The following is a 23,519-nucleotide window of genomic DNA, read 5'->3' on the forward strand; positions in this document are numbered from 1 at the left end:
CTTTACGATCTCTGGGTGCACATGAGGATCCGATGACACGAGCCGCCCAGACCTCACCCGCACGGGTGATCGTGATCGAGGACGACGAGGATCTCCGGCTGGCCGTGAGCACCGAGCTGACAGCTTCTGGCCTGCGGGTTGACACCGCCGCCGACCTCGCGGCAGCCGACGCGGCGCTGAGCGCGGCCGACTACGACTGCGCCGTGTTCGACCGGATGCTGCCCGACGGCGACGCCATCGGTTTCGTGCACCGACGCAGGCAGGCCGGGTGGGCGGTGCCGGTCCTGTTCCTCACCGCGCGCGACTCGCTCGCCGACCGCGTCGCCGGGTTCGAGCACGGCGGCGACGACTACCTCGTCAAGCCTTTCGCCGTCGCGGAGATGAGCGCGCGCGTGCTGGCGCTGTGCCGCCGTTCGGGCGCGGGCAGGCCCTCGGTGCTCTCGCACGCCGGGCTGGAGCTCGACTGCGCCCGCAGGCAACTGCGCCGTGACGGTGTGCTGCTGACCCTCACCGACAAGGAGTTCGCGGTGCTCGAGTACCTGCTGGCCCGGCCGGAGCAGGCCGTGCCCAGGGGCGAGCTCATCGAACACTGCTGGGACACCACCGCCGACCCGATGTCCAATGTGGTGGACGTCGTGGTGCGGCGGCTGCGGCGCAAGCTCGGCGAGCCCGAGCTCGTCCACACCGTGCGCGGTGTCGGCTACCGGCTGGCCTCGTGAACTCGTCGACCGACCGGCTGCGCAGGCTGCGTCTGCTGCTCACCGCGCTGTTCACGGCGCTCAACGCCGTCGGGCTCATCGTGTTCGCCTGGCTGATCCTGGGCGCCGACGCCGAGCACGGCGAACAGCGTCTCGACTCCGAACTGCGCCGCGTCACCTCCACGGTCTCGCGGCTGCTGGACTACGACGGCACGCTCACGACCGCCAGGGTGTCGACCGACGAGCTGAACTCGCTGTGCCCGCAGTTCGCGGTGATGCCCGGCGGGCTCGAACAGTTCGACGGTCACCTCAGCAAGCGCTCGTGCGTGCCGGTGGCCGAGGGCACCTACCGCACGCTGGCCGAGGAGGCCTCGGCCGCGGGCCGGTGGATCGCCGGGTACACGCGCGCCACCGACGGCAGGCTGCTGCGCTTCGGTGCCGAGCCGTTCCGCGTCTCGACCGGCCAGTTCGGGGTGTCGGTCGTGGCGGTGAGCGACGCCGAACCCGAGCTGGACCGGCACAACGACATGATCCTGTACGTGATCGGCGGTTGCGTGCTGCTGCTGGCCGCGGTCGGGGGCGCGGGCTGGTTCCTGGCGGGCAGAGCCATCCGGCCGGCCACGGCCGCGCTGGAACAGCAGGAGGTGCTGCTCGCCGAGACCGCCCACGACCTGCGCACGCCGGTGGCGGCGCTGCGCGCGCTGGCCGAGACCGCGATGCGCAACCCCGCGGAGAGTCCCGAGCTGCTGCCGCGCACGGTGCGGCTCGCGGCCAGGATGGGCGGGATCATCGACGACCTGCTGGTGCGCGCCAGACTCGCGGCCGGGGTGGAGGTGATCTCGCTGCAGCCGGTGTGGCTCGACCAGCTGGTCACCACCGTCGTCGACGAGACCCCCACCGAGGGCGCCCGGGTGACCGTGACGACCGCCCCGACCAGGGTCAACGCCGATCCGGCCCTGGTCCAGCGTGCCGTCAGCAACCTGCTGAACAACGCCCTGCGCTACGGTCGCCAGCCCGGCGCCGAGGCGATCGTGCACATCACCGTCGCGGGCGGGCGGGTCACCGTCGCCGACCACGGGCCGGGCATCGACCCGTCCGTGGCCGAGAACAACTTCGACCGCTTCGCCAGCACCGGTGGTTCGAGTGGTCTGGGCCTGTCCATCGTGCGATGGGTGGCCCAGTCCCACGGCGGCGTGCTGCGCGTCTACAACGCCGAGGAGGGCGGCGCGATCTTCGAGCTGGCGCTTCCACCTGCTGATTCCTGATCGACGGTGTATCGAAAGTAGACCATCCGTGTACCTCTTCTCTTATGCTCGACGCGTGAACGGGACAGGTGTGCGGCGACGGCTCCCTCTGGTGGCGCTGGTCGCCGTCTGCGTCGGGGCCGTGGTCGCCGCCCTCACCTCGGCCAACCAGCCCGCGACCGGGCTGCAGTTCGTGCAGGAAGGACACTGGGTCGCTCACGCCGACCTGGGGCTGGTCTTCCACGTCAACGGCTCGGCCAAGACCGTCGACGCGCGCGCGAAGGTGCCCGGCATCGAGCCGGGCAGCCAGGTGGTGCAGGGCGAGACCAGCGGATACGTCGTCGGCGACTCGCGGATCATCGAGTTCGGCAAGTCGAGCCTCACGGTGGAGCGCAGCCTCACGCCGCCGACCGGGGAGCGCCCGGTGGCCGTGGAGGCGCCCGGTGGTCCGTACCTCGTGTACCGCGAGGCGGGCACCGTCGTGCGGCTGGGTGATCCCGCCAAGACGATCCCCGCGGGCGGTCAGCTGGCCGACCCGGTGACCACCCCGGACGGGACGCTGTGGCTGCACCGCGTCGACACCGGGGTGCTCTGCAGCCTGCCCTCCGACGCCGACCGCATCTCGTGCCCCGCCGCGGCGCCGACCGGCCACGACGGCGCGCTGACCGTGGTGGGCGACGGCCCGGCGTTCGTCGACACCACCGACGACACGCTGCGCAGGGTCAGCGGCGACGGTCTGGGCGAGAAGGCGATGGACCTGGGGTTCGACGTGCCGGGCTCCGCGCAGGTGGCGCCCGTGGACGCCGCGGGCAAGCTCGCGGTCCTCGACGGTGACGCCGGCCGCCTGCACCTGGTGGACACCTCGGGACTCGACGAGGGCCGCTCACCCGGCGCGCCCGTGACGGTCTCGCTGCCCGAGGGCGACTTCGCGCCCCCGACGGTCAGCGGCAACACGGTGGTGCTGCTCGACCGCGAGGGCAACTCCGTGTTCACCTACGACGGCGACGGCTCCCGCAAGGAGACCGGCGAGGTACCGAAGGAGACGGGCGACCCCCGGCTCACGCGCGGCGCCGACTCGCGGGTCTACGTCGACGGTGCCGAGGGCGAGCACGTGCTGGTGGTCGACCACGACGGCGCCCTCAACGAGGTGCCCGTGGTGGGCGAGGGCGACGATGAGGGTGAGGGTTCGCCCCAGCCGCCGCCGGACGAGCCCGCGCCGCCGCAGGGCGAGCCGGAACGTCAGCCCGACCCGCCGCCACCGCCGCCACCGCCGCCGTCGAACCCGGACGTGGTGGCCAGCGACGACACCGGCGCTCCCGAGCCGCCGCCGGAGCCCACCGAGGAACCGGCGCCGCCACCCGCGCCGCCGGAACCGCCGCCACCACCACCGCCGCCACCGCCCCCGGTGCCGGCGAGCCCGCCCGGCGTTCCGCCGGGTCTCGCGGCGCCGCCCCAGGACGGCAACGTGCTCGTCTCGTGGGGCGAGGCCCCCGCCAACGGCGCCGCCGTGACGGCGTATCACGTGTCGTGGTCGTCGGCGAACGGTGGCGGAGGGGCGACGAGCCTCGGCGGCGACGGCCGCTCGACCGTCCTCTCCGGACTCGAACAGGGTGTGGTCTACACCGTCACCGTGGTGGCGGAGAACAGCGCGGGCCGCGGTGCCCCGGCGACGACGGAGACGCTGGTGCCGGTGGAGCAGGAGCCCGTCGTCACGGTGGAACGTGGCCGCACGGAGACCTACGACGAGAACTGCGAGGCCCCGGTCTGCGGTCTGATGCTGGTGACGATGTCCGGCTTCGCGCCGAACACCGACTACACCATCGTCCCTGACTCCTCCGATCCCATCTATAACAACGGCGGGGCGACCTGGACCACCGACTCCACCGGTTCGGTGACGTTCGAGGCGTTCCACTATGGCGGTGTCGGTGACACTGTCTGGGTCGTGGTAGACGGGCAGTACAAATCGAACGAGATCGTCTGGGTGTCAGGGTGAACGGTACGAAGGCCGGGGAAATCTCCTCGCTGATCTCCACCAACGTCCAGCAGGTCATCCGCGGCAAGCCGGAGCTCGTCCGGCTGGCCGTGGCCGCCCTGCTGGCCGAGGGACATCTGCTCATCGAGGACGTGCCGGGGCTCGGCAAGACCACGCTGGCGCGCTGCATCGCCCGCAGCATCGGCGGGCAGTGGAGCCGCATCCAGTTCACGCCCGACCTGCTGCCCGGTGACGTCACCGGCGTGAACGTGTACCACCAGAAGTCCGAGGAGTTCGGCTTCCACCGCGGCGCCGTGTTCGCGAACGTCGTGGTGGCCGACGAGATCAACCGCGGCACGCCGAAGACGCAGTCGGCGCTGCTCGAGGTGATGTCGGAGCGGCGCGTGACCGTGGACGGCGTCACCCACGAGGTGCCCAGGCCGTTCCTCGTGGTGGCCACGCAGAACCCCATCGAGATGGAGGGCACCTACCGGCTCCCGGAGGCGCAGCTCGACCGGTTCCTGATGCGGCTGTCGGTGGGCTATCCCGACGTGGGCTCCGAGGTGCTCGTGATCATGAGCGAGTGCGCGGGCGTGAGCCCCGAGCAGCTGCCGACGGTCGTGGACATCGGCGCGCTGCGCGAGGCGATCGAGGAGGTGCGGATGTCCTATCTCGACCGCGCCGTCGTCGAGTACGCCGCGCGGCTCACCGCGGCCACGCGCGAGCACGCCGCCGTGCGCTTCGGCGCGAGCCCGCGCGGCAGCATCGCGCTGGTGCGCACCGCGCAGGCGCTGGCCGCCACCGACGGCCGCACGTTCGTCACGCCCGACGACATCAAGGACGTCGCCGTGCCCGTGCTCGCCCACCGGCTGATCCTCACCGCGGACGCCGAGCTGAACCAGCGGGGCACGGCCGAGGTCGTCACGGAGGTGCTGGCCTCCACGCCCGCTCCGGCGACCAACGCCGCCGGCAGGTGAGGATGCGCCTGACCCGGCGCGGTGTCGTCGTGTTCGTCCTGGCCGTCGTGCTGCTCGCCGGCGGGCACTGGGGCGGATATCCGTTGTTGCGCGCGCTCGGCGCGGTGCTGCTGGGCGCGGTGGTCGCCGCGATCGTGCTCACCGCGCGCGGGCTGCGGGTGGCGGTGGAACGGATCGTGTACCCGGACCGCGTCGAGCGCGGCAGCCCGGCCGTCGCGCGGCTGCGGGTGCGCAACCCCGGCACGGGACGTCAGCCCGCACTGCTCGCCACCGACGGTCTCGGGGACGAGCCGCAGACCGTGCGGGTGCGGCCACTGCAGCCCGGCGCCGAGGCGACCTATCACTACGAGCTGCCCACGCGCAGGCGCGGCAGGCTGACCGTCGGCCCGCTGACGCTGCACCGCGTGGACCCGTTCGCGTTGGCCCGCAACCGCTTGCCGACGGGGGAGACCTCGGCGCTGTGGGTGCATCCCCGGCAGCTGCCCGCGCGGGCGCTCGTGGGCGGGCACCCTCGGCACCACCACGAGGGAGCCTCCACCGACGACTCGCTGCGCGGGTCGGTGGACCTGCAGGACGTGCGCGAGTACGTGCCCGGCGACGAGGTGCGGCACCTGCACTGGAAGGCGACCGCGCGCACCGGGCGCCTGATGGTCCGCGACCTCGCCGATCCTCAGCAGCCGCGGTTCACGGTGCTGCTCGACACGCGGCCCGGTTCGCTGTCGGAGTCGAGCTTCGAGGAGGGCGTCGACCTCGCCGCGTCGCTGCTGTCGGCGTCGGCGCGGGCCGGGCACCACAGCAGGCTCGTCACGTCGGCGGGCAGCGACCTGCCCACGGCAGGCGGGGTGCACGCGGCGCGGCTGTTGCTCGACGAGCTGGCCGAGGTGACGCAGACCGGTGAGGCCGGTGCCGCCGTGGTGCCCGACCTGCTCTCGGCGAGCCGGGGGACCGGCGGCTGCCTGGTGCTGGTCACCTCGCCCGAGGCCGAGCTGACGTCGCTGTCCTGGCTGCGCAACCGGTTCTCGGCGATCTTCCTGTTCGCGCTCGGCGAGCTCGAACAGCACGCCGCCGCGGTGGCCGGTGCGCGTGTGCTGAGCGCGGCCGGCGCCGAGCAGGCGGTGCGGCAGTGGAACGAGGTGGCCTCGTGAGCATCGTGCCCCCGCTCTGCGTCGCGCTGGCGGCCGCGCTCGCCGGTCTGTTGTTCGCGCCCGTGTTCGGGGTGCCCGCGTTGCTGCTGCCGGTGCTCGTGCCCGCACTGGTGTTGTTCGCCGTCGCGGTGTTCGCGTCGCGCCGCGAGTCGCTCGTGCCGTGGCGGCCGCTGCTGCTCGTGCTGGTCGGCCTGCTCGCGGTGGCCGAGACCACGGTGTTCGCCACGACGGCGGCGGGCCTGCCGACCGGCGAGACGCTCGGGGCGCTCGCGCGCGGCGTGACGGAGTCGTGGCAGCTGGCGCTGCAGTCCACCTGGCCCGCCCGGCCCGTGCCCGCGCTGCTGCTGTTCGTGCCGCTGCTGGTGGTGCTGGCAGGCGTGCTGGGGCTGGAGCTGTGGTACCGCAGCGAGAAACCGCTCGCCGCGCTGGCGCCGAGCCTGGTCGTGGTGGTGCTGAGCCAGCTCTACGCCGCGCTGTCCGGCTGGACGGCCACGCTCGCGGCGCTGGCCTACGCCGCCGTCGGCGGCACGCTGCTCGCGCTGACCCGGCACGACGCAGGGCCGCGGGAACCGGGCCTCGCGATGCGCGCCCGCGCGGCCGCGGCACCGGTGGGGATCGCCGTGGTGTGCGCCGTGGTGGCCGGGGTGCTGCTGCCCTCGCCGCCCGCGCGCTACTCGCTCAAGGAGGACCGGCTCGCGCCGCTCGAGGACCTGCACGTGGCCAACCCGCTCGACGAGATCGCCTACCGGCTGGCCCACCCCGACACCCCGGTCTTCGAGGTGCGCGGCGACAGTCCCGACCGCTGGCCGGTGGTGGTGCTCTCCGAGTTCGACGGCGCCAACTGGACGCCGGGAGCCCGCTACCGAGCGCTGGGCACGGAGCTCGAGCCCGGGCCAGAGGTGACCGTGGACGTGGACAAGCGCTCCGCGGAGATCGCACCCACCGGGCTGGACGGGCCGTGGCTGCCGAGCCAGCCGTGGCCCGCCGCGGTGCGCGGAGCCGACCCGCTCGTCGAGGAGAACCAGGGCAGTTTGATCCTGCCGGAGCAGGGCGCCGCCGAGAGCTACTCGCTGACGTGGTGGGCGCCGGAGATCACCGGCGAGGTGCTCAGCGGCGCGGGGATCGACCCCGGAGCTCCGGGCGGGCTCGCCGGAATCGGCACCGTGCCCGAGGGCGTCGGGGAGCTCGCCGACGAGGCCGTGCGCGGGATGCGGCCGACGTTTCGCACCGCCCTGATGCTCGAGAACTTCTTCCACGAGAACTACTCGCTCGCCACCGGTGAGGACATCCCGACGGGGCACACGTGGTCCCAGTTGCGGACGTTCCTGCTCGAGAGCAAACGCGGTACCAGCGAGCAGTTCGCCGCGTCCTATGTGGCGCTGGCGCGGATTCTGGGCATCCCCGCGCGGCTCGTGGTCGGCTACCGCGCACCGTCCCCCGGCGACGATGGCGCGCGCACGGTCCGCAACGGCGACGTACTGGCGTGGCCGCAGGTCGCGGTGAAGGGCGTCGGCTGGGTGTCGCTCGACCCGGCGCGCACCGAGGGTGAGGGCGGATCGGACTCCGACGACGGGCTGGCCGCCGCCACCGCCGAGGCCCGCGAACAGCTGCCGCCACCCGAGGACCTGCGGGATCCGCCCGTGGCGCCGAGCGAGGAGGGCGAGCAGCCCGCGAGCGCGGACGACGGTGGTGGCCCGTTCCCGTGGTGGCTGCTGCTGGGTGTCCCGTTCGGTCTGGGCCTGGTCTGGGTGGCCGGGGTGCCGCTGGTGACGGCCCTGCGGGCGTGGGGGCGACGGCGGCGCGACGGCGCGGGCGCGGTGGTCGGCGCGTGGGAGGAGGCGCGCGACCGGTTGCGGGCCCACGGCGTGGTCGTGTCGGCGGGCATGACGGTGCGCGACCTGGCCGCCGAGGCGGGCCGGATCGCTGACGCGGAGACCGTGCACGGCGTGCGCAGGCTCGGCTCGACGGTCGACCTGGCGTTGTGGTCGGGAGCGCCGGTGGGGCAGGAGACCGGGCCCAGTGCGTGGGCCGCGGTGCGCGACGTGCGCCGCGGGCTCGCCCGCCGGGGCCTGCGGGCCAGGGTGCGGGCCGCGCTCAACCCGCGCGCGCTGCGCGCGCCCCGCTAGAGACCGGGGACTACCCGCACTCGGCGTCGCGGATCGGTTTCGGCTGGCTCTCGGTGACCACGCCGTTGCTGTTGATGCCCTGGACGAGGAAGCAGTAGCCGAGCACGGGGTCGACCGGCAGCCGGTGGCTCGTCTTGCGGTGGGCGTAGACGGTCTCCTGCGGCGCGCCCTCGGCGACGACGATGATCGCGTAGTCGAGCGTTTCGCTGCTGCGCCAGCTCAGTTCCACGAAGTTGCCCTGGTCGACCGGGTCCAGCAGTTCCAGCTGTGCCGCATCGGGCTGCGCCGCGTCGGGCACGGCCTGCCCGCCGATCTGGGCAGACGGCGGTGGCTCGGTGACCTCCCTCGGCGTGCGCACGAGCAGTAGCACCGCGGCCACCGCCAGCACCGACAGCGACGCGATCACCACCAGCACCGGGGCGCGCCGGGAACGCCGCTTGCGTGGCTGTTTCGGCCCGTACACCAGCACCGGCTCGCCGAGCTTCGGCTGCGGCACCGACGGCACCGACGGCACCGACGGCGCGGGGTGCGTAGCGCGCACGCGGGGAACCGGCTGGGTCTGCTCGGCAGGGCCGGGCGGCGGTGGCCATCCGGTGGCCGCCGGGGGTGCGGCGACGGCGGCGAAGTCGTCGAACGCGCTGTCCTGCCGGGCGGGCGCGGAGGGCCGAGTGAGCGAGCCGAGCCGGGTGGCGACCGAGGTGGCGTCCAGCGGCCGGGCGTCGGCGTTCTTCTCCAGCAGCGACGACACCAGCTGCGCCAGTCCGGGTGGCAGGTCGGGCCGCTCCAACGGCGGCACCGGGGTGGCGAGCACGCGCAGCACGCGCTCGCCCTCCTGCTCGCCGGGCTTGCCCTGGTGCGGCGAAACCCCGGACAGTGCCAGGTGCAGGATCGCGCCGAGTCCGTACAGGTCGGAGCGCTCGTCGGCGGAGCCGTCGCGGACGGTCTCGGGCGGCAGGAAGTCGAGTGCACGGATCGGGTCGGGAGGGAACACGCGGCGCAGCGCGAGCCCGGCGTCGGAGAGCACGGCCTCGCCGGAGGGCCGGAACAGCACGTTGCCCGGTGTGACGGCACCGTGCACGAGCCCGGCGCGGTGTGTGGCGGCGAGCGCTCCCGCGAGCGCCTCGCCCAGCGCGAGCGCGTCGGGCACCGACAGCGGCCCGAACGAGGAGATCAGCTCGGACAGCGACTGCGCGCACAGCTCCATGCGGAGCGCGCTGCGTCCGTCGGGCGTGTCCTCGACGCCGTCGGCGGCCAGCACGGGCACCGTGGCGCGCAGCGTGTGCAGGATCGCGAGCTCGGCGTCCAGTTCGGCGCGGGTGCGCCGGTCGATGCGGCCGGGGAAGACCTTGAGGGCGTAGGCCTGACCACTGGTCTCGTCCACGGCCGCGAGCACGGTCGCGACCGGTCCCTCGCCGAGCGGAACCAGTTCGCCGAACGTCTCCTCGGTGGCCATCGTGATGCTCATCCTCGTGCTCGCAATCCGGCTTTCGCCACTCGAGTCTGTCATCCGGCCGTGTCCGCTAGCTGCCGTGGGCGTTCCCCGGGGCGCGGGACTCGCCCATCGTAGGAAGCACCACACGCGGCGCGGCGCGATCGGCAGGTTGCTGCCGCAGCCGAGGACACGGAAGGGACCCGATGACGACCACAGGTCTGGTCAGGGTGACCGTCGCGGCCCCGCACCGGCGGATCGACCTGGCCCTGCCCGAACAGTCGCCGGTGGCCGAGCTGCTGCCGGTGCTGCTGCGGCACGCGGGCGAGGGCCTCGCCGACGACGGCGCCACCGGCAGCGGCTGGGTGCTGCACCGGGCCGACGGCTCCGCCCTCGAACACGGCCGTCCACTCGGCACCCAGCGCGTGCGCGACGGCGAGATCCTGCACCTCGTACCCCGCCGGGTGCACTGGCCCGAGCTGGAGTACGACGACGTCGTCGACGCGATCGCCTCGGGCGCGGGCCGCACCGGCAGGCTGTGGACCCCCGTGGACACGCGTGGCGCCGGGCTGGCCGCGGGCGCGGTGACGGTCGCGCTCGCGCTCGTCGCGATCCTGAGCGCGGGTCCGGGGTGGACCGCGCCGGGCTGGGCCGCACTCGCACTGGCCGCGCTGTTGCTCGCCGCGGGCACCGGGCTGGCCAGGGCGGTCGGCGACGCCGGAGCCGGAGCCGTGGCGGCGGCAGTCGCGATGCCGTGCGCCTTCGCGGGCGGTGCACTGCTGTTCGGTGGTGACCTCGCGCTCACCTCGTTCGGCGCGGCGCAGCTGCTCGGCGGGTGCGCGGCACTGGTGCTGACGGCGGTGGCAGGCCTGCTGGCGGTGGTCGAACGCGCCGCGCTGTTCGTCGCGGGTGCCGTCACCGGGCTGCTCGGCGCACTCGGCGCGTGGGCCGTCACCGGCGGGCTCACCGACGGCCGGGGCGCCGCTGCCGTGCTGGCTGGCGCGGCACTCGTGTTCTCACCCACGCTCGGCCCGCTCGCGATCCGGCTCGGCAGGCTGCCGATGCCCGTGCTGCCGCACTCCGCGGCGGACCTCGTCAGGGACGACCCGCAACCGCCCCGGCGCGCCGTCTACGCCGCGGTGCTGCGGGCCGACGGCCTGCTCACCGGGCTGCTGGCGGGGAGCGCGTTCGTGGCCGCGTGCGCCCAGGTGCTGCTTTCCGCGGCGGGCGACGTGTCGGCGATCGTGCTGCTGTTCGTGCTCTCGGCCGGGTTCTGCGTGCGCGCGCGGCTCTACCCCGCGCTGCGGCAGCGCGTGCCCGTGCTGGCGGCGGGGCTGACCGGTGCCGCCGGGCTCGCCACGGGCGCGCTCATGGCCGAGCAGTCGCGGCTGCTCGTGGTCGCTGTGCCGGTGCTCATCGCCCTGGCGGCCGCGATCGCGGCGCTGGGACTGGTCCACAGCAGACGACGGCCCAGTGCCTACCTCGGCCGCTACGCCGAGCTGTTCGAGATCGTGCTGGTGCTGGCGTGCGTGCCGGTGGTGTGCTCGGTGCTCGGGCTGTACGGCCTCGTGCGCGGACTGGGTGGCTGAGGCCGATGGCGTCCAAACGCGACCAGCTCCAGGCGCACCAGTTCTTGGCCCAGCGGGTCATCTCGGCGCTGGTCACCCGGGAGACCGATCCGGAGCAGCCGCCGTTCAAACGGCCTTCGGGTGCGGCGTTCGGCAGCATCGTCATCACGGTGCTCGCGCTCGTCGCCGTCGGGGTCTACGGCTTCATCGTGCCCGGCGGGGACAAGGCCTGGCGCGACGGCGACTCGGTGCTCGTGGTGAAGGAGACCGGCACCCGCTACGTGTATCTCAACGAGCGGCTGCACCCCGTGCTCAACTACTCGTCGGCGCTGCTGGCGCTCGGTGCGAACGCCGAGACGCACTCGGTGTCGCGCGAGTCGCTCATGGACGTCCCGCGCGGGCCGCTCATCGGCATCCCGGACGCGCCGGACTCGCTGCCGGGTACCGACAAGCTGCTCGACGGCGCATGGTCGCTGTGCTCGCGGCCCGGCGCCGACGTCAGCGGGTCCACTGTGGACGAGTCGGTGCTGATGGTGGGCGCCGAACCCGAGGGCGGGCAGGGGCTGGGCGACGCCGCGTTGCTCGTGGAGGTGCCCGAGTCCGGTGACCAGTACCTGATCTGGCAGGGGCACCGGCACCGGATCCGCCAGCCCGACGCGGTGTCGGTGGCGCTGGCGCTGCGCTCCCAGCCCAAGGCCAGGGTCGGCATGTCGCTGATCGACGTGCTGCCCCCGGGCGAGTCGCTCGGACCCATCGAGGTGGCGCGCGCTGGCTCGCCGTCGACGGCGGTGCCGCGGCTGCCGGACCTGCGCGCCGGTCAGGTGCTCGAGGCCGAGACCACGGGCGGCGGCGTGCAGCACTACCTCGCCGAGCCCGACCGGCTGCGCCCGATCTCCCCGCTGCAGTACGACATCCAGCTCGCCGATCCCGCGACGACCACCGCGTACGGCGGCAGCGAGCCCGTCGGCGTGACCCTCGGGCTCGCGGCGGCCGCGGAGGCGAGGCAGTCGCCGCCGGCGGGCTCCGACCCGGGTTCGGCGCCGGTGCGGCGGCCGAGTTTCGCCGGGCAGGACGGTGCCAGCCGCGCGGTGTGCGTGAGCTACGACCCCGGTGCCACGACGCCCGCGGTGCGCACGGGTGCGGCGCTGCCCTCGGAGGGCTCGCTGATGGAGACACCGCTGCGCACCGACGGCGGGTCGCCGCTGGCCGACCGCGTGTTCGTCCCGCCGGGCCGGGCCGCGCTGGTCGAGGTGATGCCCAGTGCCGAGGCGAGTGCGGGCACCGTGCTGCTCGTGACCGACCAGGGCCGGGCGTACCCGCTGGCGGCCAGGGAGGTGCTCGGGATCCTCGGCTACGACGGTGTGGAGCCCGTCCGCCTGCCCGCGGGCCTGGTGACCCGCCTGCCGATGGGCAGCGGCCTGGACCCGGAAGCAGCCCTGCGCACCTGACTCTCCGGGTCGCTCCCGCCGCGTGCGTGCGGTGCGGTGAAGGGCACCTTTACTGCATCCAACGCGGTAAAGGTGCCCTTCACCGCGTTGGCCGGGCAGTGCGACTGTGCCGCGACCCTTTGAGTGAGTGGCTCTCCGCGGGCCCGGTGCCGGATGCGGTGAAGGGCACCTTGAGTGCGTTCAATGCAGTAAAGGTGCCCTTCACCGCATATGGAGGGTCCCCGGCTGGGGGCGGACGTGGCCGGGGGAAGTTGACGTCCCCGGCCACGTCCGGGTCTTGGGTCAGCGGGAGTTGTCCAGCGGGGCCTGGGCGGGCGCGGTGACGTGCCAGAGCTCCTCGTCGAGGGTGCCCTCGTCGTCGCGCCCCGCCCGTCGCGAGGTGCCCACGAAGCCGGGGGAGCCCTTCAGCGGAGTCCCGCGGCCCCGCAGCTTCGGCGGCACACCGGGTACGGTCCGCTGTGGACGGTTGCGGTGCCCGCCGTCGGCGGCGGCGGTGCCTGCCCTCGGGGCACCGCCGCCGGTTCCGGCGGCGCCGCGGCCCGCGCCGAGCATTCCCGCCATCGGAGCCATCATCGGCATCCTGCCCCCGACCACCCCGCTCTGACCCGCCGCACCGGCCTGACCCGACGCGACAGGTGGCCTCCCCGGTGCCTGCGCGGCCTCGGGCGCCGCGGGACCCGGCGGCCGGGCCGCCTTCGGGATACCGGCGCTCACCGCACCCGCGGGGCCCGCGATCGGCGCGCGCATCGCGGCGGCGCTCGCGGCCGTCACGGGCCGCACCGGCGGAACCCCGCCCGCCGTCGTCACCGGACGTACCGGCGGCACGGCGATCGGGGCCACGGGAGCGACCGGAGGCACCGTCGTCGCCGGGGGAGCACCCACCGGAGCCACGGGCGGCACCGACACCGGCGGAGCGGGTGTGCCGAGCCCGGCCAGCGACGGCGCGTCGCCCTCCGGCGAGCCCGATCCGGGGCCGCCCGCAGAGCCACCCGCGCCGCCCGCGCCACCGCCACCGGCACCACCAGCCCCGGCGCCACCGCCCGAGGCGCCACCTCCGGCACCACCGGCGCTCATGGCGGCAGCACCCCCGGCGCCTCCGGCGCCACCGGCACCGCCGCCGGCGCCACCCCCAGCGGCGCCGCCGGCGGCGAGGGGACCATCCCAGGCCTCACCCTGTCCGGTGCCGCGCACGACGTTCGCGGTCTCGGTGAACTTCTGGTCCAGTGTGGTCAGTTCGGCGCGCGCGTCGGCCACCAGTTGCTGCATCTCCGACTCGAGGCCCGGCACCACCACACTCGCGCCCGGCGCGGTCCGCACGGCGTTGTACCGCGTGACGAGCTCGTTGAACTGCTCGGCGAGCTCCTCGATGCGCGTCACCGACGTGCCGATCTGCGTGACCAGTGCCTGCATCGCGGGGCCGACGGTGGACGGGCCCGGTTCGAGCCACGTGCCCACCGACGTCGCGCTGCGGTCCAGTCGCTGCACGTAGCCGTCGCCCGCGGCGTCCTGCCACGCGGGCCGCATGGCCGCGGACCCGCCGCTGAGGCTCTGCATGGTGGCGCGCATGCCCTGTTCGAGCTCGGCCCACTTCGCCTGGCTCGACGAGAGGTGCGCCTCGTGCGCGCGCTGCGCGACGGCCGTGGTGAGGATCTCCTGCAGCTCCTGGGAGAGCCCTGCGATGGCGCTCACCGGCCGCCCTCCCCGCCCGCGGCGCCCGACACGGCCGCGCGGCCGGCGCCGTCGCGGGCCACGTAGTCGTCGGCGCTGGCCACCGCGATGCCCTGGTAGGCCGCGACGCCCTGCTCGACCTGCGTGAGGAACTCGGTGAAGCGGCTCGCCACCTCCTGCTCGGCCGCCAGCAGGCTCTGGCAGCCGGGCAGCGCCTTCGCGCACGGCGTGTGGCCGGCGAGGATCTGCTCGGCCGCCGCGCGTGCCTGCGCGGCACCCGCGGGATCGAGCTGTCCGGCGGCGGCGCCGACGTCAGCGGTCGCCGCGTTGATGGAACCGAGCGAAGAGGCCATGTCTGCTCCCGGTGGATCTGCGGAAATACCTGCGAGCCAACCACCGCCCGGCCGGTGCCGGGGCGGTGCGACAGCTTCCGGCCATCACGACTCCGTCGGCGGGAGCCAGGCCAGCTGCAACAACTTCGGGGCGTGGCCCCTGCCGACGAGCCTGCCGCGTCCCGGCGGCAGGAACTCCGGTTTGAGCCCGCCCAGCAGCGGGCCCTCGTCCTTGTCGCCGGAGAGCAGCAGACCCGGCGAGCCGACGTCGCGCACCCGCGACAGGAACGGCTCGTACAGACCGCGGCTCGCCCCGCCGGTGCGCCGGGTGAGCACCACGTGCAGGCCGAGCTCGCGGCCCTGCGGCAGGTACTCGAGCAGTGGCTGCAGCGGGTTGTCCAGCGGCGACGCGATGAGGTCGTAGTCGTCGACGAGGATGAACAGCTCCGGGCCCTTCCACCACGAGCGCGAGCGCAGCTGCTCGGGCGTGATGTCCTTGCCGGGCAGGCGTTCCTCGATGCCCCTGGCCGCCTCGGAGATCAGCTCCCGCGTGGTGGCCGGGTCGGTGCCGTAGCCGAGCAGGTGCTCGGAGGTGATGTCGCCGAGCAGTCCGCGCCGGTGGTCGATGAGCACCATCCGCGCCTGGCTCGGCGCGTAGCTGTCCACGATCCGGCGCGCCAGCAGGCGCAGGAACGCCGTCTTGCCCGCCTGCGCGTCGCCGAGGAGCAGGAAGTGCGGGTCGGCGCCGAAGTCGATCCGCACCGGAGCCAGGTCCTGTTCGGCGATGCCGATCGCGACGCGCATCCCCGGCTCGTCCTGTGCGGGCAGCTCGGGGTAGTCCAGTGTGGACGGGAGCAGCTGCACGCGCGGGGCCGGAGCCCCGTGCCACGCGGCGGCGATCGAGGCCACGAGCTCGGCCGTCGCCGCCTGCAGTCCGTCGGCGGAGCGGGCGCCGTCGGCGCGGGGCAGCGCGAGCAGCATCTGGTGCTTGCCCTGGGTGACACCGCGGCCGGGGGAGTCCTCCGGTACGGCCAGCGCCGAGAGCCGGTCCACGGTGCTGTCGATGGGATCGCCCAGGCGCAGCTCCACCCTGCTGCCGAAGAGGTCGCGCACGGCGGGGCGCAGGTCGAACCAGCGCCCGCACGAGGCGATCACGTGCACGCCGTAGGCCAGTCCGCGCGCGGCCAGGTCGCACACGGCCTCCTCGACGTCCTCGAACTCCTTGCGCAACGTTTGCCAGCCGTCGACCACGAGGAACACGTCGCCGTACGGGTCGTCGGCGTGCTCGCCGCGGGCGCGCGCGGCGCGATAGGCGGCGATGCCGTCGATCTCGCCGTCGGCGAAGCGCCGCTCGCGCTCGGCGAGCACGGTGTGCAGCTGCGCGACGGTGCGGCGCACGGCGCCGGCGTGCTGCCTGCTCGCCACGCCGCCGACGTGGGGCAGTCCGCGCAGCGCCGCGAGGCCGCCGCCACCGAAGTCGAGGCAGTAGAACTGCGCCTCACCGGGGGTGTTGGTCAGCGCCAGGCTGGTGACCAGCGTGCGCAGTGTGGTGCTCTTGCCGCTGCGCGGACCGCCCATCACCACGACGTGGCCCGCCGCGGCGGAGAGGTCGAACGTCAGCGGGTCGCGGCGCTGCTCGAACGGCCGGTCCACGATCCCCGCGACGGCCTTCAACGCGCCGGTGAGGTCCTCGCGTGGCGCGCGCAGGCCCCGCGCCGGGTCGGGCACCGGCTCGCCGAGCAGCTCGTCGAGTGTCGCCGGGTCGCCCAGCGGAGGCAGCCACACCTGGTGTGCGGGCGTGCCGCGGCCGGTGAGCCGGTCGGCGAGGATGTCGAGCAGACTCTCGCCCTGCGCCTCGTCGGCGGCGGGCTCGGCCGGTTCGGCGGCCACGACGGGCGGCGCCTGGTAGGCGGTGGAGTACTCCAGTAGCCCCGGGCCCCGGTCGTCGGCGTGGGCGCCGCGGGTGGCATCGGCCCTGCGGTGCACGCCGGACACGTAGGCGGAGCGAAAGCGCGTCATCGGGTCGGTGCCGAACTTCAGGAACCCGTGACCCGGCGCGCGCGGCAGCTCGAACGCGTCGGTGGCGCCGAGCACGGTCCTGCTGTCCATCGCCGAAAAGGTCCGTAGTCCTATGCGGTACGACAGGTGCGTGTCGAGGCCGCGCAGCCTGCCCTCCTCGAGCCGCTGCGAGGCGAGCAGCAGGTGCACGCCCAGCGAGCGGCCGACGCGTCCGATCTGGACGAAGGTGTCGATGAAGTCCGGCTTGGCCGACAACAGCTCGCTGAACTCGTCGCAGATCACCAGCAGCGTGGGCACCTCGGGCAGCGGTGCGCCCGCGGCCCGCGCGCGCTCGTACTCGCGCAGCGACGAGAAGTTGCCCGCCGCCCGCAGCAGCTCCTGCCGCCGCACGAGCTCGCCGTTGAGCGCGTCGGTCATACGGTCGACGAGCGGCAGCTCGTCGGCGAGGTTGGTGATCACGGCGCTGGTGTGCGGCAGTGCGTCGAGCCGCGTGAACGTCGCACCGCCCTTGAAGTCGATCAGCGCGAAGTTCAGTGAGTTCGGCGGGTGCGTCACGGCCAGCGCGAGCACGAGCGTGCGCAGCAGTTCCGACTTGCCCGAGCCGGTGGCGCCGATCAGCAGGCCGTGCGGCCCCATGCCGTCCTGCGCCGACTCCTTGAGGTCCACCTCGAGCGGCGCTCCGTCGGGCTGGATGCCGATCATGATGCGCAGCCGGTCGCGGTTGGGCCGCTGGACCCAGGTCGCGGCGGGGTCGAACGTGTAAGGGTCGCCGAGGTCGAGCAGTTCGCCGAGGCCGAGGTCCACACTTAGCGGCTGCTCACCGCGGGCACCGCCGGTGAGCCGCAGGGGCGCGAGCTGACGGGCCAGCGACTCGGCGCCGACGGCGTCCAGTGTGTCGGCGATGCCCAGTTCGGCGGTGCCCTCGACGGTGGTGGCCGCGAGGGCGCCGTCGGCGGCGACGTCGAGGATCAGCGTCGGCCGCTCCGGTAGGCGCGGCGGCACTGACGTCAGGTCGATCACGGTGACGCCCTCCACGCCACCGCCCGTCATCAGGTGGTCGGAGCCCGCGACGTCGCCGCCGTCGAGCACCACCACGAGGTGCGGCGTCGCGCCCCGCGAGCCGTCCGGGTCGAACCGGGGGCGCGTCGAGAGCACGTCCTCCAGCATCGCCTCGATACCGGTGACGGCGGGGGCGACGAGCCGCAGCGGACCGGCGGCGTCGGACTTCTCCGGGTGCAGCGCGTGCGGCAGCCACTTGACCCAGTCCCAGCCGGGCAGTTCGTGCGGGGCCGCGCACACCGCGATGCGCAGGTCGTCGGGTGCGTGCAGGGTCGCCAGCTGGGCGAGCATCGCGCGCGTCAGGCCCACCGCGCGTTCGCGGTCGCCGCGCACGTGCAGGCGCGCGAACCCGGTGAGCGAGACGGCCAGCGGCAGGCCGGGCACCGAACTGAAGGTGGTGAGGAACCGGCGCAGCGCCAGCGCCGACAGCGGCTCCAGCTGTTCCAGCGGCTGCGTGTCGGGGGCGACGAGCGCGGTCGCGGGGCTCTGCGGGCCCGTGCCGATGCGCGCGGCGGCGAAGTCGGCGTCCTCGGTGCGGCGCTCCCACAACCGGAAGCTGTCGGCCAGCGACCACAGCGAGTCCGGCTCGGGATGCAGGTACAGCAGGGCGTCGCGCTGCTTGCGCACGCTGCGGTGCAGCCGCACCCGGTGCTGCGCGAGCCTGCGCAGGTACAGCCGCCTCGCCTGGCCCATCTCGCGTTTGCCCGCGGCGGAGCTGTTGAGGAACGTCACCAGCACCATCGCCAGCATCGCCACACCGAACAGTCCGAACACGACCAGCCGCAGCGTGCCTCCGATGGAGCCGGAGAACATCAGCAGCATCGCGCCCATGATCGCCAGCATCGGCAGCATCGTGAGCGCCTGTGTCCACTGCCTGCCGCCCGGCGCCGGGATCTCCGGCGGCGCGTCCAGCACCAGTTCGCCGGAGGGCATCTCCGGGGACGCCCTGCGCGCGGGCCGCCGCACAACCACCGTGGCCACTGCGTTCCTCCTCGTCGCCGCTCGTGGCTTCTGATCGTCGCCGACGGCGCGGGCCGGGCGGCGCCGCTGGCAGGAAGGTGACGAACGGGCCCCGCCACGGCCCGGCGCGGATACGTTCGCTCCCACACCCGGTGTGTGCCGGGACACGAGCGGAAGGAGCCAGCGCATGCCGGCTGGGGATCAGCTTCACGGTGTGACAGAGACTCTCGAGCGTGCGGCCGCGATGGCGGGCACCGTCTCGGGCAACATCGAGGGCCACCGGTCGTCGCTGCGGCCGACGGTCGACTCACTCAAGGGCCAGTGGGAGGGCACGGCGCGCCCGATGTTCGACCAGGCGCACGCGCAGTGGGAGGCCGGCATCACGCGGCTGACCGCGGCTCTGAACAGCCTGGGGGAGAACACGCGGTTCTCGTCCAACACCTACCTCGCCGCCGACCAGACCGGTGCCTCCGGCCTGAACGCCGTGCAGGGGCACAGCCCCTTCGGCGGCGCGCTCAAGGCCTGACCGGTCTCACCAAGGGAGCCGCAACGATGTTGATCAAGGGTAACTTCGGCCAGCTCGACGACCTCGCCAGCCAGATCATGGCGACCGTCGGCAAGGTCGAGAGCGAGATGGACAGCTGGCGTTCGACCTCGGGTGCCACCTCGGCCGACTGGCTCGACCGGGCCGGTGGCGAGTTCAGCGAGATCAGCGCCGCCTGGCAGCAGGTGTCGAGTGCGCAGCAGGCGATGCTCGACGCGCTGCGCGGTGGGGTGCAGACCGCGAACACCGAGCTGCAGCAGGCGCTCTCCTCGGCGATGGCGAGGGTGGGAAGCACCACGATCTGAGTCGATCCGACTCGGCGTGGCTGCTGTTGGGCCCGGGAACCTCCCCTGCGGTTCCCGGGCCCGACTCATGCCCGGAAAACGGGTGGCGGCGGCTGGGACGATCGGTGCATGGCACGGTCCTTCGACGATCTTCTCGCCGAGGCCGCCGCGGTGCCGGTGGCGGGCTGGGACTTCGCGTGGCTGGCGGGCCGCGCCACCGAGCGGCGGCCCTCGTGGGGCTACCAGCGGCTGCTGCGCGACAGGCTCGCGGCCGCGTCCTCGGCGCTGGACGTGCAGACCGGTGGCGGCGAGGTGCTGGCGGGCGCCGCCCCGTTCCCGCCCGTGCAGGCGGCCACCGAGTCGTGGCCGCCCAACGTCGCCGAGGCGGCCCGGCGGCTCGCTCCGCTGGGCGGTGTGGTGGTGGCGAGCACCGACGAGCCGCCGCTGCCCTTCGCCGACGGTGCGTTCGACCTGGTGAGCAGCCGCCACCCGGCGACGGTGTGGTGGGACGAGCTCGCCAGGGTGCTGCGGCCCGGCGGCACCTACTTCGCCCAGCACGTGGGCCCCGCGACGATGTTCGAGCTCGTCGAGTTCTTCCTCGGCCCGCGGCCGCAGGCACGCCTCCTGCGCGATCCGGAGACGGAGGCGGCCGACGCGCGGGCGGCGGGACTCGAGGTGGTGGACCTGCGCACCGAGCGGCTGCGCGCCGAGTTCCTCGACATCGGCGCGGTGGTCTACTTCCTGCGCAAAGTGGTCTGGACCGTGCCGGGGTTCACCGTCGAGGCCCACCGAGACCGGTTGCGCGCACTGCACGAGCTGATCCGGCGCGACGGCAGCTTCGTGGCCCACGCTAGCCGCACCCTGATCGAGGCCCGCAAGCCCTGAGCGCTCAGCGTTCCGGCGCGGGCCGGGGGAGCAGGAACATCTCCTCGGGCAGCTCGTCCGCCGACGCGCGCGCCGCTGGCGGTTCGGCGCGCCTGGCCCGGAACCGGCCCCGGCGGCCGCGCACGACCAGCCACGTCAGCACCACCGCCGCGACGGCCGCGGCTCCGGCGGCGCCCGCCGTGAGGCGTGCGGTGGTGCCCATGCGGTCCCACCACGCCGCGGCGGCCACGGCGTCGGGATCGGGCTCCGGCACCTCGGGATCGGCGATTCGGCGAGGAACCTCGTCGCTGAGCCCGTCGCTCACCGCGCGGGCAGGGTTGACGAGTCCCGCGCCGTAGGCCTGGCTGTCCGCGCCGCCCGGCGCCGGGGTGGCGGTGGCCACCAGCCGCCGCGCCACCTCGTCGGCGGAGAGTTCCGGCCACGCCGCGCGCACGAGCGCGGCGGTGCCCGAGACGAACGCGGTCGCGAAGCTGGTGCCCTGCCAGTACTCGTGGCCACCCGCACGCGTGGCGCCCAGCACGGCACCGCCCGGCGCCACCAGGTCCACCTGCGGGCCGATCTGCGAGTTGCCCAGGCGCTGGCCGTTCTCCTCGACGGCGCCGACACCGAGCACACCCTCGTAGCCCGCGGGGTAGGACGGCTCGCCCGGCAGCGTGTCCTCCTGGGCGTTGCCCGCCGCGGCGATCACGAGCGCGTCCTTCGAGCGCGCGTAGGCGACGGCGTCGCGCACGAAGCGGTCGTCCACGGTGCCGGCGAGCGACAGGTTGATGACCTTCGCGCCCTGGTCGGCCGCGTACCAGATTCCGCGCGCCAGCACGGCGGGGTCGACGGGCTCGGACGCGCCGTTGTCGGTCAGGTCGCGTTCGCTGATCCGCACGGGCAGGATCCGGGCGCCGGGGGCGATGCCGGAGAACCCGACGCCGTCGGCGCGCGAGGCCGCGACGATGCTGGCCACGGCGGTGCCGTGCGACACGCAGTCGAAGTTGCCCGGAAGGTCGCCCACGAGGTAGAAGTCCTGTCCCCGCAACACTTTCCCGTCGGCGCGCAGTTGCGGGTGGTCGGCGTCGACGCCGGAGTCGACGACGGCGACGAGCACCCCGGCGCCGGTGCTGTGTCGCCACACCGACGCCGGGTCCAGTGCCCGCTGTGCCCAGGGCTGCTCCACCACGGCGGGGCGCGCGGGGTCGGGGTTGGTACACGCGCCCTCGGGCGGCGCCGCCTGGGCAGGCACCGGAGTCAGGGTGAGCACGCCCGCGGCGGCCATGGCCACCACCGCGCTCCTGCGTGCCGCGCTCCGCACCGTCGTCGCCGTCATCACGGCTCATGATCGCCCGCGCACGGTGCCCGGCGGCGGCGGTGGCACCAACCGGTCAGTGGCCGATCGAGCGCAGGTACTCCGCGAGCTTCTCCGCGCCGTCGATGTTGCGGGGCCCGCTCACGGCCTCGCCGTAGTCGAGGATGTGGAAGCGCTTGTCGCGCACCGCGGGGGAGTCGGCCAGCGGCGGGAACGACTCGAGGAACGCGATCTTGTCCTCCACGGGCTGGTCGCCGTAGTCGACCACGGCGATCACCTCGGGCTGGGCCTGCACCACGGACTCCCAGCCCACCGTGGTCCAGCGCTCGGTCAAGTCGCCGAAGATGTTGCGGCCTCCGGCCAGCGAGACGATCGCGTCGGGCGCGCCCTGCCCGCCCGAGGTGAACGGCTGGTCGGTGCCCGAGTCGTAGACGAACACCCGCGCCGGGTCGCCGTCGGGCCGGTTCTGCTCCAACGTGGACGCCCGCTGCTCGAGGTCCGCGACGAGCTCCTCCGCGCGGTCGGTGACGCCGAAGATCTGCCCGATCTGGCGCAGGTCGGTGTAGAGCGCCTCGAGCGGCGGCACGCGCACCGGGTCGTCGCCGTAGTCGAAGCAGCTCTCGGTGAACTGGTAGCTGCGGATGCCGACCTCGTCGAGCCGGTCGGGCGTGATGCCGCGCGCCTCGCTGAAGCCGGAGTTCCAGCCCGCGAGCACCCAGTCGGCCTCGGCGGCCACCACGGTCTCGAAGCTGAGCACGTCGGTGGACAGCGTCTCCACCGAGCGGTAGTCCCCGACGTAGGACGAGCGCTCGACGGCGGGGTCGGCGGTACTGGGCATTACCATGCCGCGCATCCGGTCGGCCAGCCCGAGGGCGAACATCTTCTCGGTGGCGCTCATGTCGTAGGCCACGGCGCGTTGCGGCGGCGGATAGGTGATCTGGCGACCGCAGTTCTCGAGTGTCACGGGTTCGGGGCCCTGCTGTTGCTGGGTGCTGACGTCGGCGCCGCACGCCGTGCCGAGCAGGCAGACGGCGAGCAGCGCGGGCAGCGCGGTGGGGAGCCGGTTCACGGGGACGGTGCCTTTCGTGGGTTACGGGGACTCGGGAGCGACGGTGTAGAGCAGCTGCGGCACACCGGTGAGGGGATGGGGCACCACCGTGGGGGTGACGCCGAAGACGCGCCGGACGAGCTCGGGGGTGAGCACGTCGGCGGGCGGGCCGGTCTCGACCAGCGAGCCCTCGTACAGCACCGCGAGCCGGTCGCACGTCGACGCGGCGAGGTTCAGGTCGTGCAGCGCGACGAGCACGGTGAGCCCGCAGCCGCGCAGGAACGACAGCAGCTCCACCTGGTGGCGCACGTCGAGATGGTTGGTGGGCTCGTCGAGCACCAGCAGCCGGGGCTCCTGCACGAGCGCGCGGGCGATGAGCACGCGCTGGCGCTCGCCGCCCGACAGGGACAGCACACCGCGCCGCGCCAGGTGCGTGACGCCGGTGCGGCGCATCGCCTCGGCGCACAGCTCCTGCTCGCGTTCGCTGAGCGAGGGATTGCCGCGCTGATGGGGAAACCGGCCCAGCGCCACCACCTCGGCGACGGTGAAGTCGAGGTCGGTCGTGCTGTCCTGCGTCACGGCGGCCACCGAGCGTGCACTGTCGCGAATGGACATCGCTGTGAGGTCGGAGCCGTCCACCAGCACGGCGCCCGAGGTGGGCCGCAGCGCGCGGTACACGCAGCGCAGCGCGGTCGACTTGCCGCTGCCGTTGGGCCCGACGAGGCCCACGACCTCGCCGTCGCCCGCCTTGAGGCTCAGCTCGTCGACCAGCGTCGCGCCCGCGATCTCCACCGACACGGCGTCGAGGGTCAGCTCCAT

At 74.0% G+C, this 23,519-nt stretch carries 18 protein-coding genes; 11 read left to right on the forward strand and 7 right to left on the reverse strand.

Features of this window, described 5'->3' with window-relative positions; genetic code table 11:
• The first annotated feature begins 32 nt into the window (after positions 1–32).
• The 6 genes from JHE00_RS32510 to JHE00_RS32535 are packed head-to-tail and all read left to right on the forward strand — an operon-like array spanning position 33 to position 8,162.
• The gene (locus JHE00_RS32510; RefSeq protein ID WP_200325650.1) at positions 33–719 is read left to right on the forward strand and encodes a response regulator transcription factor; all 687 of its coding nucleotides are present in this window, start codon (positions 33–35) and stop codon (positions 717–719) included.
• Positions 716–1,963, forward strand: coding sequence for a sensor histidine kinase (locus JHE00_RS32515; RefSeq protein ID WP_200325652.1), 1,248 nt, complete (start codon positions 716–718; stop codon positions 1,961–1,963). Before JHE00_RS32510 ends, JHE00_RS32515 begins: the two co-directional genes overlap by 4 nt.
• A gap of 55 nt (positions 1,964–2,018) precedes the next feature.
• On the forward strand, positions 2,019–3,935 hold the full coding sequence (locus JHE00_RS35715) for a fibronectin type III domain-containing protein (RefSeq protein ID WP_200325654.1): 1,917 nt from the start codon (positions 2,019–2,021) through the stop codon (positions 3,933–3,935).
• On the forward strand, positions 3,932–4,891 hold the full coding sequence (locus tag JHE00_RS32525) for an AAA family ATPase (RefSeq protein ID WP_200325656.1): 960 nt from the start codon (positions 3,932–3,934) through the stop codon (positions 4,889–4,891). Before JHE00_RS35715 ends, JHE00_RS32525 begins: the two co-directional genes overlap by 4 nt.
• A 2-nt stretch (positions 4,892–4,893) precedes the next feature.
• Positions 4,894–6,036, forward strand: coding sequence for a DUF58 domain-containing protein (locus JHE00_RS32530; protein ID WP_200325658.1), 1,143 nt, complete (start codon positions 4,894–4,896; stop codon positions 6,034–6,036).
• Complete coding sequence (locus JHE00_RS32535; protein ID WP_200325660.1) at positions 6,033–8,162, forward strand: transglutaminase-like domain-containing protein; 2,130 nt, start codon at positions 6,033–6,035, stop codon at positions 8,160–8,162. Before JHE00_RS32530 ends, JHE00_RS32535 begins: the two co-directional genes overlap by 4 nt.
• 10 nt (positions 8,163–8,172) lie before the next feature.
• Here the strand turns inward: JHE00_RS32535 and JHE00_RS32540 are convergent, their stop codons facing one another.
• Positions 8,173–9,627, reverse strand: a complete 1,455-nt coding sequence (locus JHE00_RS32540; RefSeq protein ID WP_230425417.1) for a serine/threonine protein kinase — start codon at positions 9,625–9,627, stop codon at positions 8,173–8,175.
• Between the two features lie 170 nt (positions 9,628–9,797).
• Here JHE00_RS32540 and eccD point away from each other — a divergent pair, with 170 nt between their 5' ends.
• A complete protein-coding gene (gene eccD / locus JHE00_RS32545) occupies positions 9,798–11,180 on the forward strand; it encodes a type VII secretion integral membrane protein EccD (RefSeq protein WP_200325662.1) in 1,383 nt (460 codons plus the stop codon).
• Between the two features lie 5 nt (positions 11,181–11,185).
• The gene (gene eccB / locus JHE00_RS32550) at positions 11,186–12,607 is read left to right on the forward strand and encodes a type VII secretion protein EccB (protein WP_200325664.1); all 1,422 of its coding nucleotides are present in this window, start codon (positions 11,186–11,188) and stop codon (positions 12,605–12,607) included.
• A gap of 282 nt (positions 12,608–12,889) precedes the next feature.
• On the opposite strand, the gene JHE00_RS32555 is transcribed toward eccB, so the two are convergent.
• The 3 genes from JHE00_RS32555 to eccCa form a co-directional block, all read right to left on the reverse strand.
• Positions 12,890–14,296 carry a hypothetical protein gene (locus tag JHE00_RS32555; protein ID WP_200325667.1) on the reverse strand — a complete coding sequence of 469 codons (1,407 nt, stop codon included), beginning with the start codon at positions 14,294–14,296 and terminating at the stop codon, positions 12,890–12,892.
• Entirely contained in the window at positions 14,293–14,628 is a 336-nt protein-coding gene (locus tag JHE00_RS32560) for a hypothetical protein (RefSeq protein WP_200325669.1), read from the reverse strand. Before JHE00_RS32560 ends, JHE00_RS32555 begins: the two co-directional genes overlap by 4 nt.
• A gap of 84 nt (positions 14,629–14,712) precedes the next feature.
• Complete coding sequence (gene eccCa / locus JHE00_RS32565) at positions 14,713–18,666, reverse strand: type VII secretion protein EccCa (RefSeq protein ID WP_200325671.1); 3,954 nt, start codon at positions 18,664–18,666, stop codon at positions 14,713–14,715.
• A gap of 166 nt (positions 18,667–18,832) precedes the next feature.
• Here eccCa and JHE00_RS32570 point away from each other — a divergent pair, with 166 nt between their 5' ends.
• The 3 genes from JHE00_RS32570 to JHE00_RS32580 all read left to right on the forward strand — a co-directional run bounded on the left by JHE00_RS32570 (position 18,833) and on the right by JHE00_RS32580 (position 20,358).
• Positions 18,833–19,171, forward strand: a complete 339-nt coding sequence (locus tag JHE00_RS32570; RefSeq protein WP_268958478.1) for a WXG100 family type VII secretion target — start codon at positions 18,833–18,835, stop codon at positions 19,169–19,171.
• Between the two features lie 26 nt (positions 19,172–19,197).
• Positions 19,198–19,494: a WXG100 family type VII secretion target gene (locus tag JHE00_RS32575; protein ID WP_200325675.1), complete on the forward strand. Its 297-nt coding sequence runs from the start codon at positions 19,198–19,200 to the stop codon at positions 19,492–19,494.
• 108 nt (positions 19,495–19,602) lie between these two features.
• On the forward strand, positions 19,603–20,358 hold the full coding sequence (locus tag JHE00_RS32580; protein ID WP_200325677.1) for a methyltransferase domain-containing protein: 756 nt from the start codon (positions 19,603–19,605) through the stop codon (positions 20,356–20,358).
• 4 nt (positions 20,359–20,362) lie between these two features.
• Here the strand turns inward: JHE00_RS32580 and mycP are convergent, their stop codons facing one another.
• The 3 genes from mycP to JHE00_RS32595 are packed head-to-tail and all read right to left on the reverse strand — an operon-like array spanning position 20,363 to position 23,519.
• Positions 20,363–21,673, reverse strand: a complete 1,311-nt coding sequence (mycP, locus tag JHE00_RS32585; protein WP_307832212.1) for a type VII secretion-associated serine protease mycosin — start codon at positions 21,671–21,673, stop codon at positions 20,363–20,365.
• Positions 21,674–21,728: 55 nt separating this feature from the next.
• Positions 21,729–22,721: an ABC transporter substrate-binding protein gene (locus JHE00_RS32590; protein ID WP_200325679.1), complete on the reverse strand. Its 993-nt coding sequence runs from the start codon at positions 22,719–22,721 to the stop codon at positions 21,729–21,731.
• A gap of 21 nt (positions 22,722–22,742) precedes the next feature.
• Positions 22,743–23,519, reverse strand: coding sequence for an ABC transporter ATP-binding protein (locus JHE00_RS32595; protein ID WP_200325682.1), 777 nt, complete (start codon positions 23,517–23,519; stop codon positions 22,743–22,745).

The sequence above is a fragment of the Prauserella cavernicola genome (assembly GCF_016595675.1).
Classification (GTDB): domain Bacteria; phylum Actinomycetota; class Actinomycetes; order Mycobacteriales; family Pseudonocardiaceae; genus Prauserella_A; species Prauserella_A cavernicola.